We start from the raw sequence: 14,259 nt of genomic DNA, 5'->3' as shown, positions 1-14,259 counted from the left end.
GGTGGAAACTCTCGCGAACCTGGCCATTGGTTTTTCCGCTGCGCTGACACCGATCAATTTGATGTGGGGCTTTATCGGCTGTTTGCTCGGCACCGCCATTGGTGTCTTGCCGGGTATTGGACCGGCGCTGACCGTTGCGCTGCTGCTGCCGATTACCGCCAAGGTCGATCCAACGGGCGCCTTGATCATGTTCGCCGGTATCTATTACGGCGCGCAGTTTGGCGGCTCCACCACCTCTATTCTGCTCAATACGCCCGGTGAATCTTCCTCCATGGTCACGGCCTTGGAAGGCAATCTCATGGCCCGCAATGGTCGGGCGGGGCCGGCCTTGGCAACGGCTGCGATAGGCTCATTTGTGGCCGGCACCATCGCGACGGTGTTGCTGACCCTGTTTGCCCCCATTGTCGCCACGCTGGCGCTCAAGTTTGGTCCTGCAGAGTATTTCGCGATTCTGGTGCTGTCCTTCACGACGGTGTCTGCGGTACTCGGCGCTTCAATGCTGCGCGGTTTCGCCTCGCTCGGGATTGGATTGACCATCGGCTTGATTGGCCTGGACTCGACCTCGGGCATTGCCCGCTACACCTTGGAGGTGCCGGAGTTGGTTGATGGCATCGAAGTCGTGCTCGTGGCGGTCGGGTTGTTTGCAGTGGGCGAGGCCTTGTACAGCCTGCTTTATCAAAAGGAAGAAGCGACCGGTCGGCACCGCTTGACCTCGCTGTGGATGACGCGCTCTGACTGGAAACGATCGGTTCCCGCCTGGCTACGGGGCACGTTGATCGGTTTTCCATTCGGCTCGATTCCGGCTGGTGGCGCTGAAATTCCGACGTTCCTGTCCTATTCGGCGGAACGCAAACTGAGCAAATACCCGAAAGAGTTTGCTGGCAGCAAGGGCGAGGGCGCGATTGAGGGGGTTGCCGGTCCCGAGGCGGCCAACAACGCGAGCGCGACGGGTTCTTTGGTACCGCTGCTGACGCTCGGCATACCGACGTCCGCCACTGCGGCGATTCTGTTGGCCGCGTTCCAGAACTACAGCCTGCAACCGGGGCCGATGCTTTTCCAGACGTCGGGGGAGTTGGTTTGGACCCTGCTGGCCTCGCTGTATATCGGCAACGTGATCCTGTTAGTGTTGAACCTCCCGTTGGTGGGCCTTTGGGTCAAGCTTCTGCAAATTCCTCGGCCGTACCTGAACGCCGGCATTCTGGTGTTTGCCACCATCGGCGTGTACGGCATGCGCCATTCTTCCTTCGATCTGTTGCTGATGCTGGCGATTGGTTGGGGCGGCGTGCTGATGCGCCGTTTCGATTTTCCCGTCGCGCCCGTGATCGTCGGCATGCTGCTCGGGCCCATGGCTGAGAAGCAGCTGCGCAACGCCTTGTCCATCAGCGAGGGAGACTGGCTGGTATTTGTGACGCAACCCATTGCAGCCTCGTTCCTCGCGCTAACGCTGCTGGTGCTGGTGGTCCCGCATCTGCTTCACGCTCGCGGTATCAAGTTGCATGAGGACGACTGAGCGGCTTGCAGCAATTGCCAGCACAGCCTGCCGGGAAGGCAGGCCGCACAGGGTGTTTTGGTTAAACCAGAGTGATCGTGACGTCGATGTTGCCACGGGTCGCTTTGGAGTACGGGCACCTCTGGTGGGCGCCATCCACCACCGCCCGTGCGACAGCAGGGTCCAGGCCCGGAAGGCTTACATTGAGGCGCGCCTGCAGGTTTGCGACGCCACCCACTTTTTCACCTTCATGTACTGCGTATGTGTCCTGATCCGGGGGTTATGTATCGCTGTGTAAGATCGCCAACGAAAATACAGAGCGTTACAAATCACCCGGGGCAGCAACGGTCTCGCCGACAGCCGTCGGCGGGACCGCTTTTGACCTCACCATCACCCTCGTTTGGGCAGTTTCCAGTCTGGCCGAATGAAATGGCAGGTGTAACCGTTGGGATAGTGTTCGAGGTAGTCCTGATGTTCCGGCTCTGCTTCCCAGAACGGGCCTGCGGGCAGGATTTCAGTGACGACCTTGTCGGGCCAGAGGCCGGATGCATCAGCGTTGGCCACCGTGTCCTCGGCCACCTGTTTCTGTTCGTCGTCGAGATAGAAGAGTGCTGAGCGGTAGCTCATACCCACATCGTTACCCTGACGATTCTTCGTCGTCGGATCGTGGATCTGGAAGAAAAATTCGAGTATCTGACGATAGGTGATCTGGTCCGGATCGAACACGATCTCGATCGCTTCCGCGTGTGTGCCATGGTTGCGGTAAGTCGCGTTGGGCACATCACCGCCCGAGTAGCCTACCCGCGTGGACACCACGCCGGGGTAGCGTCTTAGCAAATCCTGCATGCCCCAGAAGCAACCACCGGCCAGGATGGCAGTTTCAGTTCGCGTCGTCATAGTACGGTCCCTCCCATCAGTGAATTTAGCTTCGCCGCATTGATCATAACCACGATTCAGCAACACGGCGGTCCAGCGCTTCCCAATCAGCCATGCCCAACACCCAGGTCGTGTCGAGGGCCCGCAGATAACCCCTGAGCTGATTGGCTGATGCGCTCACCCCGTCCTGGGCCACTGATCTTCGATTGCGTACCACGGCGCTTTTGAATCGACACATACGTGTTTCTGTTTCTCACTCAAAAACGGCGTATCCAGCGTGCCTATAGCCACTGACATCCACTCCGAAAATGCGCCCTTGGAATCAGACCAGAATAGCGAAGAGCCGCAGTCGCTACAGAACTGTCGGGCGACGCCTTCAGACGAGTGATAGGTTTTCAGCGTTTCGACGCCCGAAATGACCGTAATCGCTGACCTGAGCGCGCTTGCATACGTTGCGAACGCTGCCCCGTGGCCCTTGCGACATTTGCTGCAATGGCAATGGGTAACCGCTTTCAGCTCGGCGGCCACACGATATTTTACTGCGCCGCACAGGCAACTTCCTTGGTGAAGTCCATCCATGTTCATCGTTTCTCAGGTGTCGGTCGCGTCACTGTAGCGGTCTGGTGCGGGGGTTGGCGAGTTGAGTGACGTGTTGCAGTACGTGTTTGGGAAGCTCTTCGGCAAGCACAAGGTCGCGCCGCTGGTGAGTCCGTCAAAAACGGTGGAGGGGCTGGTGGGTGGAGGCCTGTCTTGCAACACTGATTGGCGGGTGCATGTTCTGGATGACCCCCTTCAGCTCCTGGCAGTCACTGATGATGTCGTTCGTCATCGTTGTGATGGGTTTCCTGGGTGGGTTGGTCATGTCGGCGATCAAACGCAGTTTGAGCGCCAAGGACTGGGGGACCATGATCAAAGGCCACGGCGGCATGCTCGACCGGATGGACTCGATTTGCTTCGCGGCGCCGATCTTCTTTCACCTCACGCGATACTTCTTCTCTGCTGCTTGATCAGGGGGCAATCAAAACCGGCAAGAAATACCGCATGTCGTAAAGACATGCGCGTATGGAAATTCGCTTAAATAACCGCTCGCGCCAGCCGATAGCCTCTTCAGCAAACCAATCCGCAGTTGGCATTACGCAACTGACAAACGTGCCGAGAGAGGATCCACAGAGTGTCCATAAAATTACGTTTGATTCTGCTGATTGGCACCGGCCTGCTCACCGCATTGATCATGAGCCTGGTCAGTTATCTGGGAAACACCCAGATGGCTGCAGCGGTGAATGACAACGAGGTCAGCATGACTGCGCTGCGTAATCACCTCGAAGCCGACATGATGCACGACGCGTTACGCGCCGACGTGCTGTCCGCGATGGTGGTGGGCTTGGGCAAAAGCACCAGCAGCAAAGCCGAGGTGCGCAGTTCCATCGAGGAACATGCGGCGCACTTTCGTAACATGCTCGGTGAAAACCTCAAACTGCCGGTCAACGACACCATCAAAACGGGCCTGAACAAGATCAAGCCAAGCCTCGACAACTACATCAGCGCAGCCGAACGGATCGTCGGGTTGGCGCTGGAAAATCCGGAGGCTGCTCAAAAAGATCTGGGCACCTTCAATACTGCGTTCAGCCAGCTGGAAGACCAGATGGCCGCCCTCAGTGAACTGATCGAAACCAACACCCAACAGACCAGCGCCGGCACTCAAAAAGTCATCAGCAACGCCAACTTCACCCTTGGCAGCGTACTCATCGCCAGCCTGTTACTGCTGCTCGCCCAAGGCCGCTGGGTGATTCTGAGCATCATGGGCCCGTTGCAGACCGCCAGCCGCATCGCCAACAGCATCGCCCATGGCAACCTGAGCGAACCGATTGTCGAGCCGACTCAGCAGGACGAAGCCAGCGCCCTGATTCGCAGCCTGGCGACCATGCAGCGCGACCTGCGCGGCATGATCGAAGTCGTGCGCAGCAACGCCCACGGCGTGAGTGGCATGAGTGAGCAATTGAGCAGTGGCTGTCACGAAGTGGCCGGTAGCAGCCAGCAGCAAAGCGTAGCGGCCAGCACCATGGCCGCTGCAGCCAGCGAAATGACCGCGAGCATCGAGGAAATCACCCGGCATGCCGAGCGGGCGCTGAACATGGCCAATCAGGCCGAGGCACTGGCCAAGGATGGCGGTCGGGTGATCCATCAGGTGGTCAACGACATGGACGGTATTGCGCGTTCGGCGCAGCAATCGGCCCAGGTGATCCGCACGCTGGACAAGGAGTCCGAGGGGATTTTCAGCATCATCCAGGTGATCAAGGGCATCGCCGATCAAACCAACCTGCTGGCGCTCAACGCCGCGATCGAAGCGGCTCGCGCCGGTGAGCAAGGGCGTGGTTTTGCCGTGGTGGCCGATGAAGTACGGAGCCTGGCGGGACGCACCAGCGCCTCCACCCAGGAAATTGCCACGATGGTTTCACGCATTCAGCAAAGCACCCGCGAGGCGGTGACCAGCATGGAGGCGGGCGTGGCGCAGGTCGACAAAGGCATGGCCGTGACCGCCAACGTCGAGCGCGCCATCCGCGAAATCCTCGACGCCACGCTGAACACCACTCAACTGGTCAATGACATCACCCGCACGATTGGTGAGCAGAGCCTGGCCAGCAATGAAATCGCCCATCAGGTCGAAATGATTGCCGGCATGTCCGAAGGCAACAGCAAAGTCATTGGCCGGACCGCCACCACCACCGATGAGCTGTCCACCCTGGCGGGCAAACTCTCGCAGTCGGTGGATCGGTTTCGGCTTTGAGGCGTTAGAGGTATTTATCCGTGACGGCGCCTTCCGAGGCGCTGGACACGGTCTTCGCGTACTTGGCCAACACCCCGCGTTTGTACTTGGATTCCGGGCGCACCCAGCGGGTTTTGCGCTCGGCCAGTTCGGTGTCGGAGACATCGACCGTAATCTGCCGTGTTTCGGCGTCGATGGTGATCTTATCGCCGTCTTCAATCAGCGCGATCGGCCCGCCATCAAAGGCTTCGGGCGTGATATGCCCCACCACAAACCCATGTGAACCGCCGGAGAAACGGCCGTCGGTGATGAGCGCAACGTCCTTGCCCAACCCCTTGCCCATGACCGCTGACGTTGGCGAAAGCATTTCGCGCATGCCAGGCCCTCCCTTGGGGCCTTCGTAGCGGATCACGATCACATCGCCGGCCTTGACTTCGCCGTTGAGAATGCCGGCCAGCGCACCTTCCTCGCCGTGATACACACGAGCCGTGCCTTCAAAGCGCAGGCCTTCCTTGCCGGTGATCTTGGCCACCGCGCCGGTGGGCGAGAGGTTGCCGCGCAGCACCACCAAGTGCGAGTCCTTTTTGATCGGCTGGTCGAAGGGTAGGATCACGTCCTGACCCTCGGGGTAATCGGGTACGTTTTCCAGGTTTTCGGCCAGCGTTTTGCCGGTGACCGTCAGCGCATCGCCATGCAACATGCCGGCGGCGAGCATGCGCTTCATCAGCGGCTGGATGCCGCCGATGGCAACCAGTTCACTCATCATGTATTTGCCGCTGGGGCGCAGGTCGGCCACCACCGGGGAAACCTTGCCCAGCTCGACGAAATCATCCAGCGTCAGCTCGACATCCACCGCATGCGCCATGGCCAGCAGATGCAGCACGGCATTGGTCGAACCGGCGAGGGCGATCACCACCCGAATCGCATTTTCAAAGGCCTTGCGGGTCATGATGTCGCGCGGTTTGAGGTCCAGCTTGAGCAGCTCCATCACCTGCTGGCCAGCGCGGAAGCTGTCCGAGGCCTTGTCGCTGCCGACGGCGTCCTGAGAGCTGGAACCGGGCAGGCTCATGCCCAACGCCTCAATGGCGGACGCCATGGTGTTGGCTGTGTACATGCCGCCGCAGGAACCGGGGCCGGGAATCGCCACTTCCTCGATGTGCTTGACCTGAATTTCGCTGATATCCCCGCGTGCATGTTGGCCCACGGCCTCGAACACGGAGATGATATCGGTGTGGCCGGCGCCCGGCCGGATGGTGCCGCCATAGACGAAGATGGAAGGGCGATTCAGCCGCGCCATACCGATCAGGCAGCCCGGCATGTTCTTGTCACAACCGCCCACGGTCACCAGACCGTCAAAGCCTTCGCAGCCGGCCACGACCTCAATGGAATCGGCGATCACTTCACGCGACACCAGCGAGTACTTCATGCCTTCGGTGCCGTTGGCGATGCCGTCGGAAATGGTGATGGTGTTGAAAATGACGCCCTTGGCGCCAGCGGCATTCGCGCCTTTTTCGGCTTCAATGGCCAGCTTGTCGATGTGCATGTTGCAGGGCGTGACCATCGCCCATGTGGAGGCGATGCCGATCTGCGGTTTTTTGAAATCTTCGTCCGTGAAACCCACGGCCCGCAGCATCGCGCGGCCGGGCGCGCGTTCCACGCCGTCGACCACTTGGGAGGAATATTTGCGCAAATCGTCTTTGTCGCTCATGACTGCTCCTCACCGGCTCATCGAGAAAAATCAGAATCAGTATAGTGGACCCGGCGCCCGTGCCCGGACTATCAAGTCGGCAACAGACGCGCGGGTTTGTCCGGTCGTGATATTCTTCGCCTCAACTTGCTTTGACCTATTCAGTTTGCGCGTCCTTGAGACGCGCCAACAGAATCACTGTCGCTCAAGTAGCTGAAGCCAATAATGATAAAAAGTCAGTTCAGTAGGGACATATAAACTGAGGTCGATGGAGACACGTCGGCCTTGTGTGCCCACCCTCCAATCGTCATGTGCGAGAACCCACGACATCCTGCCTGAATGCCGTAAACAAGGGGCTCGTAAGTGAAGATGGAAGGGCGGATGGCGTTTTATCATAGGTGCTACACATGTTTAAAAAAATGAACACGGCCCTGCTGGGGCTGGCTTTGTCGATGGGGATCACGTCCGTTCACGCGGAAGAGGCAAAGAAAGTCGATGTGCTGCTGATCGGCGGCGGCATCATGAGCGCGACCCTGGGTGTTTGGCTCAACGAGCTGGAACCCGGCACTTCGATGGAAATGATCGAGCGCCTCGACGGCGTCGCCCTGGAAAGCTCCAACGGCTGGAACAACGCCGGTACCGGTCACTCCGCCCTGGCCGAGCTGAACTACACCCCGGAAGACGACAAGGGTAACGTTCAGATCCCGAAAGCCGTTGAAATCAACGAAGCCTTCCAGATCTCCCGTCAGTTCTGGGCCTGGCAGGTTCAGCAGGGCGTGCTGAAAAACCCGCGTTCGTTCATCAACTCCACGCCGCACATGAGCTTTGTGTGGGGCGATGACAACATCAAGTTCCTGAAAAAGCGTTACGAAGCCCTGCAAGCGAGCCCGCTGTTCGCCGGCATGCAGTACTCCGAAGACCCGGCTGTTATCAAGCAGTGGGTTCCACTGATGATGGAAGGGCGTGACCCGAACCAGAAAATCGCGGCCACCTGGAGTCCGGTCGGTACCGACGTCAACTTTGGCGAGATCACCCGCCAGTTTGTTGCGCACCTGCAGACCACGCCAAAGTTCGACTTGAAACTGTCCAGCGAAGTGCAAGACATCACCAAGAACGACGACGGCAGCTGGCGCGTCAGCTACAAAAACCTGAAAGACGGCAGCAAATCCGACACCGACGCCAAGTTCGTGTTCATTGGCGCGGGCGGCGGTGCACTGCACCTGCTGCAGAAGTCGGGCATTCCTGAAGCCAAGGAATACGCAGGCTTCCCGGTAGGCGGCTCGTTCCTCGTCACTGAAAACCCGACACTCGCCGAACAACACCTGGCCAAGGCCTACGGCAAAGCCTCCGTTGGCGCACCGCCAATGTCGGTTCCGCACCTGGACACCCGTGTTCTGGACGGCAAGCGCGTCATTCTGTTTGGCCCATTCGCGACCTTCAGCACCAAGTTCCTGAAAGAAGGCTCGTACCTGGACCTGCTGACCACCACCACCACGCACAACGTTTGGCCAATGACCAAAGTCGGCATCAAGGAATACCCGCTGGTCGAGTACCTTGCTGGCCAACTGATGCTGTCTGACGAAGACCGCCTCAACGCCCTGAAAGAATACTTCCCGAACGCCAAGGCTGAAGACTGGCGCCTGTGGCAAGCCGGCCAGCGCGTGCAGATCATCAAGCGTGATGAAGCTGCCGGTGGCGTGCTGAAGTTGGGTACTGAAATCGTTGCTTCCGCAGACGGCACCATTGCTGGTTTGCTGGGCGCATCGCCGGGCGCTTCGACTGCTGCACCGATCATGCTGACCGTGCTGCAGAAAGTGTTCAAGGACAAGGTTGCATCGCCTGCCTGGCAGGAAAAGCTGCATCAGATCGTGCCGAGTTATGGCACTCAGCTCAATGGCAGTCCTGAGAAGGTTGCACAGGAGTGGGCTTACACCGCCAAGGTGTTGCAGCTGACTCCGCCGCCGGTGATGGGTCGGGCGGTGGCCCCGGCTACTGCTCCGGCTGAAGCGCCTAAGGCGCCAAAGGCTAATGCTGCTCGTGATATGGCTCTGTAACTAGAGGCGTAATCGAAAAGCCCACTGAACCGGTAGCGGTCAGTGGGCTTTTTTGTGTCTGGTATTCAGCACGTGTTGGCCGCGCAAATCCGCGATTGTCTGGGCGATTGACGACTGCGCTGATCGGTCGCGAGTCATTGAAGCAACCGATCCGTCTCGGTCTGGTGGGCAACGGCAAGATCGCCCAGGATCAACACGTTCCAGCAATCAACGCCAACTCCGCGATCCTGTTGGTATCTGTCGCAACGCAAGGGCAGCCCTGCGCCGTGGTAGCGAACTTTCAGTCCCTGAGCGAGCTGCTCGAAAACGGCCCAGGTCTCATGCTGAGATTGTGAACGTCAGTGGGTGACCAACAGTTCCGGGCCGAGGTAGTCGTTGATGTGGTCGATATCGTCGTCGCCCAGACTGCCCACCGAAGAGGCCAGGCGCAGGCGCGACATCAAGTAGCGCAGCTTGGCCTCGAACAGATCGTGGCGCGCAACGAAGAGCAGCTCTTCGGCATTGAGGACATCCGAGTTGGTGCTGGTGCCTCCTTCTTTGAAGCCTTTGCGTGTCGAAGTCAGCGAGCGTTCGTTGGACTCCACGGCCCTCTCCAGCGCTTGAATACGTGTGGCGCCGCTCTGTACGCCGCGATACTCACGGGTGGTGCCGGAGATGACTTCCTGGCGCGTGGCGTCGAGTTCGTCCAGGGCCTTATAGCTATTGGCACTCGCCTGGCGTGTCAACGCGCTGGTGCCACCACCGTTGTACAACGGGAAGTTTACTTCCAGCCCGATTGAGCCGTAGCGGTTGCGTTGATTGAGCTCGGAGATTGATTGGCTATCGCCCGCGGTGTAGCCGGCAACGAAATCCAATGTTGGCCAGTGGCCGGCCCTGGCGCGTTTCACTTCTTCTTCGGCGAGGTCGCTGCTATGACGGCGCGCATGGATCAGCGGGCTGTCGCTCTGGGCTTTGACCAACCAGTCCTGCAGGTTGCTCGGTAGCAGCGGTGGCGTATTGAAGCTCGGACGCAAGGTGGTCAGGGATTCGGGGGTTTCACCGATATATTCCTCAAGCTTGCGGCGCGCGTTGACCAGGTTGTCCTGCGCTTCGATCAGCTCAACCGCGGCGAGGTCGCGGCGAGCGACCGACTCGTCGATGTCGGTGACGGTGCCGGCCCCCAGCTCCATGCGCCGTTTCGCCGAGGCGAGTTGCTCATCGAAGGCGCTCAGCTTGGACTTGGCGAGGACGATGGTTTCGCTGGCCAAAAGCACGTCGAAATAGCTTTCGGCGAGGCGCACCGCGGCGTCCTGACTCTTGGCATCGAACACCGCGACGCTGTAGTCCGCACGCTGTTTACCCTGGCGGTACTCGGCCATTTTCTGTTTGTTGAACAGTGGCTGGCGCAAGCGCACGTTAGCGCCCTTGGAGTCGTAGTCGAGATCCCTTTCGACGCCGCTCTGGCGCTGGGTACCATTGACCTTGTTGTCGTAGGCCGAGGCACTGATCTGCGGTAGCAGGCCGGCCTGGCCGATGGCGCGGTTTTCCAGGCCGGCGTCTTTTTCATGCACAGCGGCGCGGTAGACGGGGCCCTGGTACTGCAACAGATCCCAGGCTTGTTTGAGGTCCATGGCGCTGGCCGGGAGGGACAGCGCCAGCAGGCAGAAGAACAGGCAATGACGGTCCATTTCATTGTTCCTTGAAGGAGCTGTCGACACGTTCGAGCATTGGTTTGAGGAGATAGCTCATCAGGTTGCGCTCGCCCGTCTTGATGGTGACGCTGGCGGGCATGCCGGGACGAATGTGATTGCTGCCAAGCAGGCTCATACCATCGGGAGTGACTTCTACCTGAGCCAGGTAGAACGGTTCCTTGCTTTCCTCGTCGAGCAGGCGGTCGGCGGAAACGGTTTTCACGCGGCCGGGTATGTTCGGCGTCTGGGAATGGTTGAAGGCCGGGAAGGCAATGTCCACGGCCAGGCCGGGGACCATCTTGTCGATCGCCTGCACCGGAATCATCGCGTCGACCTGCAGCGGTTCATTGTCCGGAACGATTTCCATGATCTTGAAGCCGGGCTGAATGATTCCGCCGATGGTCGCAATGCTCAGGGACTGGACCATGCCATCGATCGGCGAGCGAATTACCGTGTGGGTCACTTCATAGTCCAGCGCACGCAAGCGGTCGGCCAGGGTGGTGTTTTCCTTGGCGGTGTCGGTGAGCTGCGATTCGACTTCCTTTTGGTAATCGTGTTGGCGCTGCAGGATGCGCAGCTTGATTTCGGTGGTCTGGCTACGTACGCGAGCGATGTTGTTGAGGTTCTCGGCCTGGCCGGCGGAGAGGTCGGCATTGCTGCGTTCCAGCTCAAGCAGGCGGTTGCGCGGCACATAGCCTTCGGCCGCCAGCACGCGGGTGCCTTTCAGTTCCTGGTTGAGGAAGTTGATCTGCGAGGCGCGGGAGCCATAGACCTGCTGCAGTCCCTTGAGCTGCACCGCCGACGCCGCGAGGTTTTCCTGCAGGATGCTGATTTCGCCAGCGAGGCCGGCGCGCCGGGTGTCCAGCAGGCGTTGTTGCAGATCCATGGCGGCCACCAGGCGGTGGTCATTCCCGAAGCGCTTGAGCAATTCAGGATCGTAGTTCACCACATCCCGGCCGTCACGTTCCGCTTCCAGGCGGTTTTCCACCGTCTTGCTGACGATGTACTGGGCGCTGACCGCACCCTGTTCGGCAACGGCACGCAGCGAGTCGAGGTGGACCACCTCCTGGCCTTTTTTCACGGCATCGCCTTCGCGAACAAGAATGGCCTCCACGGTGCCGCCGCTCAGATGCTGCACGGCTTTGCGATTGCTGGTGACTTTGACCGTGCCGGTCGCTACCACGCCGGCATCCAGCGGCGCCAGCCAGGACCACAGGAGGAAGCCGCCGAAGCCAGCGAGCACCAGCAACATGCCCCAGCGCACGGGTTTACCGACGTCCAGATCCACCTCGTTCCTGGGATCGATCTGAATCATCTCGGTTTGTTGGCTCATTTGCATGATCAGTCACTCCCGTGCTTTGACGGAGGCCAGCGGAGTCGACGCGCCTGCAGGCATCACAGTGGCCTTGCGCAGCGCTGCGAATACTTCGTCGCGAGTGCCGAGCATCTGCACGCCGCCGTCGCGCAGCATCAGCACCTTATCGACGGCGCAGAGCACATTGGGACGGTGGGAAATCAGAATGACGGTGGCGCCGCGATTTTTGAGTTGGGCCAACGCATCGACCAAGGCCTTTTCACCGACGTCGTCGAGGTTGGCGTTCGGCTCATCCAGCACAATCAGATTGGGTTCTCCATACAGCGCGCGGGCCAAGGCGATGCGTTGCTTCTGGCCACCGGAAAGCGGGCTGCCATCGGTGCCCAGACGGGTCTCATAACCCTGCGCTAAACGCAGGATCATCTCGTGCACTCCAGTCGTCCTGGCGGCCCGGATGACCGCGTCGCTGTCCACTTCGCCAAAGCGCGCTATGTTGTCGGCGATGGTGCCCTCGAACAGCTCCACGTCCTGTGGCAGGTAACCGAGCCAGGGGCCAAGTTCGCCCTTGTTCCAGGTGAATACGTCCGCACCGTCCAGGCGCACCTTGCCGGCCTGTGCCGGCCAGACGCCGACCAACAGGCGGGCGAGGGTGGATTTGCCCGAGGCGGATGGACCGATAATGCCAAGGCTTTCGCCGGGGGAAAGATTGAAGCTCACCCCGCGCAGAATCGTGTTGCTGGTGCCGGGGGCACCGGCATATACATTCTCCACCGCCAGCATGCCCAGCGGCCGCTGCAGCGACATGCTCGGTGGCCGGCGCGGATACTCGTTCAGCATCTCGTTCAACCGGCCCCAAGCCGAACGGCAACCCAGCAGCTGCTTCCACGACGCGATGACTTGTTCCACCGGGGCCAGCGCGCGGCCGGTGAGGATCGAGCAAGCAATCATCATCCCGGGGGTGATCTTGCCTTCGATCGCCAGCAGCGCGCCGGCGCCGAGGATCAGCGACTGCAATGTGATACGCACGAAGCGCCCGGTGCTGCTGATCAGGGCGGCACGGTCGGAGGCCAGGGTCTGCATTTCCAGAATGCGCAAATGGCTTTGGTACCAGCGTTTGCCGATCGACGGCAGCATGCCCATGGCCTCGATGACCTCGGCGTTGCGCAGGTTGTTGTTGGCGTAGCTGGCGGAGGAGAGGGCGGCCTGATTGGCTTCGGCCAGCGGCTTTTGCGTCGCCTTCTCGGTGAGATAAGCCAGGCCCACCAGAATCAGCGAGCCGATCAGCGTGATCAGTCCGAGCAGCGGGTGGATCAGATAGGCGACCAGCAGGTAGATCGGCGTCCATGGCGCATCAAAGAAAGCGAACAGGCCATTGCCGGTGAGGAACTGACGCACCTGCGCGAGATCCTGCAGGGCCTGGGCCGGATTACCTCCGGCGCGGTTCAGGTTGCGCTCGAATGCTGCGGTGAAAATGCGTCGATTGAGGTCCATGTCGAGGCAGTTGCCGACCCGGATCAGCACGCGGGTGCGGAACATTTCCAGCGTGGCCATCAGCAAGAACAGGCCTATCACCAGAATGGTCAACATCGTCAACGTTGTGACGTTGCGACTGACCAACGCCCGATCATAAACCTGCAGCATGTACACGGCAGGCGTCAACATCATGACGTTGATGACGCCGCTGAACCCTGCCAGCGAGTAAAAACTGCGGCGAAGTCGAAAAAGCGCGTCAGCCAGTTCGGATCGGCGACTGCTCGACTGTTTGTGCATTTGGGTGACCCCTCTTCGAAAAGCCGTTTGCCCTTGCGGCGCAACAGCTAACAGATGTAGATCCGCAGGCAGCTGATCGATACGCAGGGTGGTCGCTCTAGGGCGAATCTCCTGCAAATCTCTGCGGAACTTTTCCTAGGCAGCAGCGTAGGTGGCGGCGACACAATCTGAAATAACATTTCGCTCTAATGCTGCAATGAACTGCCTATAAGTTTTTAAAAAACAGTTAGTTGAGAGGTCAATTACCAATCGTCTGGTTTGCGCGTCGTAAAATTGACAATTTTTCACTATGCACCTTTAGTCTTATCCATTGAGGGAACCACCCGCCTGAAGCCTGTCAACTTTTTGGCAACGCAAGGCGCGATGATTTTCCCGAGGGAGCACACCATGTCGATTATTTCGTTCTTCTGCAGAGTGAAGGGGCTGTTCCGGGAATTCGCCTTTTCTTCAAGTTTCCATGGCCCACCCAGGGCTCGGATTCGCTCTGCCTAAACGCTCAGCGAGCCATTCTTTCGCGAATTCCAGGCGCGCATCCCGGGGGGGCCGTGTAACGGCTCTGCCATCCCGTGCCAGCTCTCGCCAAAAAAAACAACCAACACACTGCGCAAGCCAGCACCTGGCTGGGCGCGGGAGG

At 59.7% G+C, this 14,259-nt stretch carries 10 protein-coding genes and 4 pseudogenes; 6 read left to right on the top strand and 8 right to left on the bottom strand.

The annotated features are described in order from the left end of the window. Position 1: 1 nt before the first annotated feature. Complete coding sequence (locus tag ACYZT3_RS16910) at positions 2 to 1,510, top strand: tripartite tricarboxylate transporter permease (RefSeq protein WP_282376020.1); 1,509 nt, start codon at positions 2 to 4, stop codon at positions 1,508 to 1,510. A 61-nt stretch (positions 1,511 to 1,571) separates the two neighbouring features. Here ACYZT3_RS16910 and ACYZT3_RS16905 read toward each other — a convergent pair. The 4 genes and pseudogenes from ACYZT3_RS16905 to ACYZT3_RS16890 form a co-directional block, all read right to left on the bottom strand. Beyond that, positions 1,572 to 1,709, bottom strand: a pseudogene (locus ACYZT3_RS16905) (peroxiredoxin); the annotation flags it as partial. A gap of 170 nt (positions 1,710 to 1,879) precedes the next feature. Then, positions 1,880 to 2,386: a peptide-methionine (S)-S-oxide reductase MsrA gene (msrA, locus tag ACYZT3_RS16900; RefSeq protein ID WP_282376019.1), complete on the bottom strand. Its 507-nt coding sequence runs from the start codon at positions 2,384 to 2,386 to the stop codon at positions 1,880 to 1,882. A 43-nt stretch (positions 2,387 to 2,429) separates the two neighbouring features. Then, a complete protein-coding gene (locus tag ACYZT3_RS16895) occupies positions 2,430 to 2,603 on the bottom strand; it encodes a hypothetical protein (RefSeq protein ID WP_462032441.1) in 174 nt (57 codons plus the stop codon). Continuing rightward, on the bottom strand, positions 2,543 to 2,944 hold the full coding sequence (locus ACYZT3_RS16890; protein ID WP_282376018.1) for a GFA family protein: 402 nt from the start codon (positions 2,942 to 2,944) through the stop codon (positions 2,543 to 2,545). The genes ACYZT3_RS16895 and ACYZT3_RS16890 overlap by 61 nt, the downstream gene beginning before the upstream one ends. Before the next feature lie 52 nt (positions 2,945 to 2,996). Between ACYZT3_RS16890 and ACYZT3_RS16885 the strand changes: the two are divergent. The 3 genes and pseudogenes from ACYZT3_RS16885 to ACYZT3_RS16875 all read left to right on the top strand — a co-directional run. Further along, a pseudogene (locus tag ACYZT3_RS16885) lies at positions 2,997 to 3,372 on the top strand (phosphatidate cytidylyltransferase); the annotation flags it as partial. Between the two features lie 164 nt (positions 3,373 to 3,536). Then, a pseudogene (locus ACYZT3_RS16880) lies at positions 3,537 to 4,292 on the top strand (HAMP domain-containing protein); the annotation flags it as partial. Continuing rightward, entirely contained in the window at positions 4,287 to 5,150 is an 864-nt protein-coding gene (locus tag ACYZT3_RS16875; RefSeq protein ID WP_462032388.1) for a methyl-accepting chemotaxis protein, read from the top strand. The pseudogene ACYZT3_RS16880 and the gene ACYZT3_RS16875, both read left to right, overlap by 6 nt. A 4-nt stretch (positions 5,151 to 5,154) precedes the next feature. Here ACYZT3_RS16875 and ilvD read toward each other — a convergent pair whose 3' ends face one another. Next, positions 5,155 to 6,837: a dihydroxy-acid dehydratase gene (gene ilvD / locus ACYZT3_RS16870; RefSeq protein WP_462030332.1), complete on the bottom strand. Its 1,683-nt coding sequence runs from the start codon at positions 6,835 to 6,837 to the stop codon at positions 5,155 to 5,157. 386 nt (positions 6,838 to 7,223) lie between these two features. On the opposite strand from ilvD, the gene mqo reads away from it, so the two are divergent. Together mqo and ACYZT3_RS16860 are read left to right on the top strand one after the other, a co-directional pair. After that, a complete protein-coding gene (gene mqo, locus ACYZT3_RS16865) occupies positions 7,224 to 8,870 on the top strand; it encodes a malate dehydrogenase (quinone) (RefSeq protein WP_462030331.1) in 1,647 nt (548 codons plus the stop codon). A 137-nt stretch (positions 8,871 to 9,007) separates the two neighbouring features. Further along, positions 9,008 to 9,181: pseudogene (locus ACYZT3_RS16860) on the top strand (gfo/Idh/MocA family oxidoreductase); the annotation flags it as partial. Positions 9,182 to 9,208: 27 nt separating this feature from the next. Here the strand turns inward: ACYZT3_RS16860 and ACYZT3_RS16855 are convergent. The 3 genes from ACYZT3_RS16855 to ACYZT3_RS16845 are packed head-to-tail and all read right to left on the bottom strand — an operon-like array spanning position 9,209 to position 13,625. After that, the gene (locus ACYZT3_RS16855) at positions 9,209 to 10,537 is read right to left on the bottom strand and encodes a TolC family outer membrane protein (protein ID WP_282376011.1); all 1,329 of its coding nucleotides are present in this window, start codon (positions 10,535 to 10,537) and stop codon (positions 9,209 to 9,211) included. 1 nt (position 10,538) lies between these two features. Further along, positions 10,539 to 11,879: an HlyD family type I secretion periplasmic adaptor subunit gene (locus ACYZT3_RS16850; RefSeq protein ID WP_282376009.1), complete on the bottom strand. Its 1,341-nt coding sequence runs from the start codon at positions 11,877 to 11,879 to the stop codon at positions 10,539 to 10,541. A gap of 6 nt (positions 11,880 to 11,885) precedes the next feature. Beyond that, on the bottom strand, positions 11,886 to 13,625 hold the full coding sequence (locus ACYZT3_RS16845; RefSeq protein WP_462030330.1) for a type I secretion system permease/ATPase: 1,740 nt from the start codon (positions 13,623 to 13,625) through the stop codon (positions 11,886 to 11,888). Positions 13,626 to 14,259 lie beyond the last annotated feature (634 nt).

The organism is Pseudomonas sp. MDT1-16 (assembly GCF_054898115.1).
The sequence above is the reverse complement of the archived record's forward strand: the minus strand, read 5'-3'. Positions and strand labels throughout refer to the sequence as shown.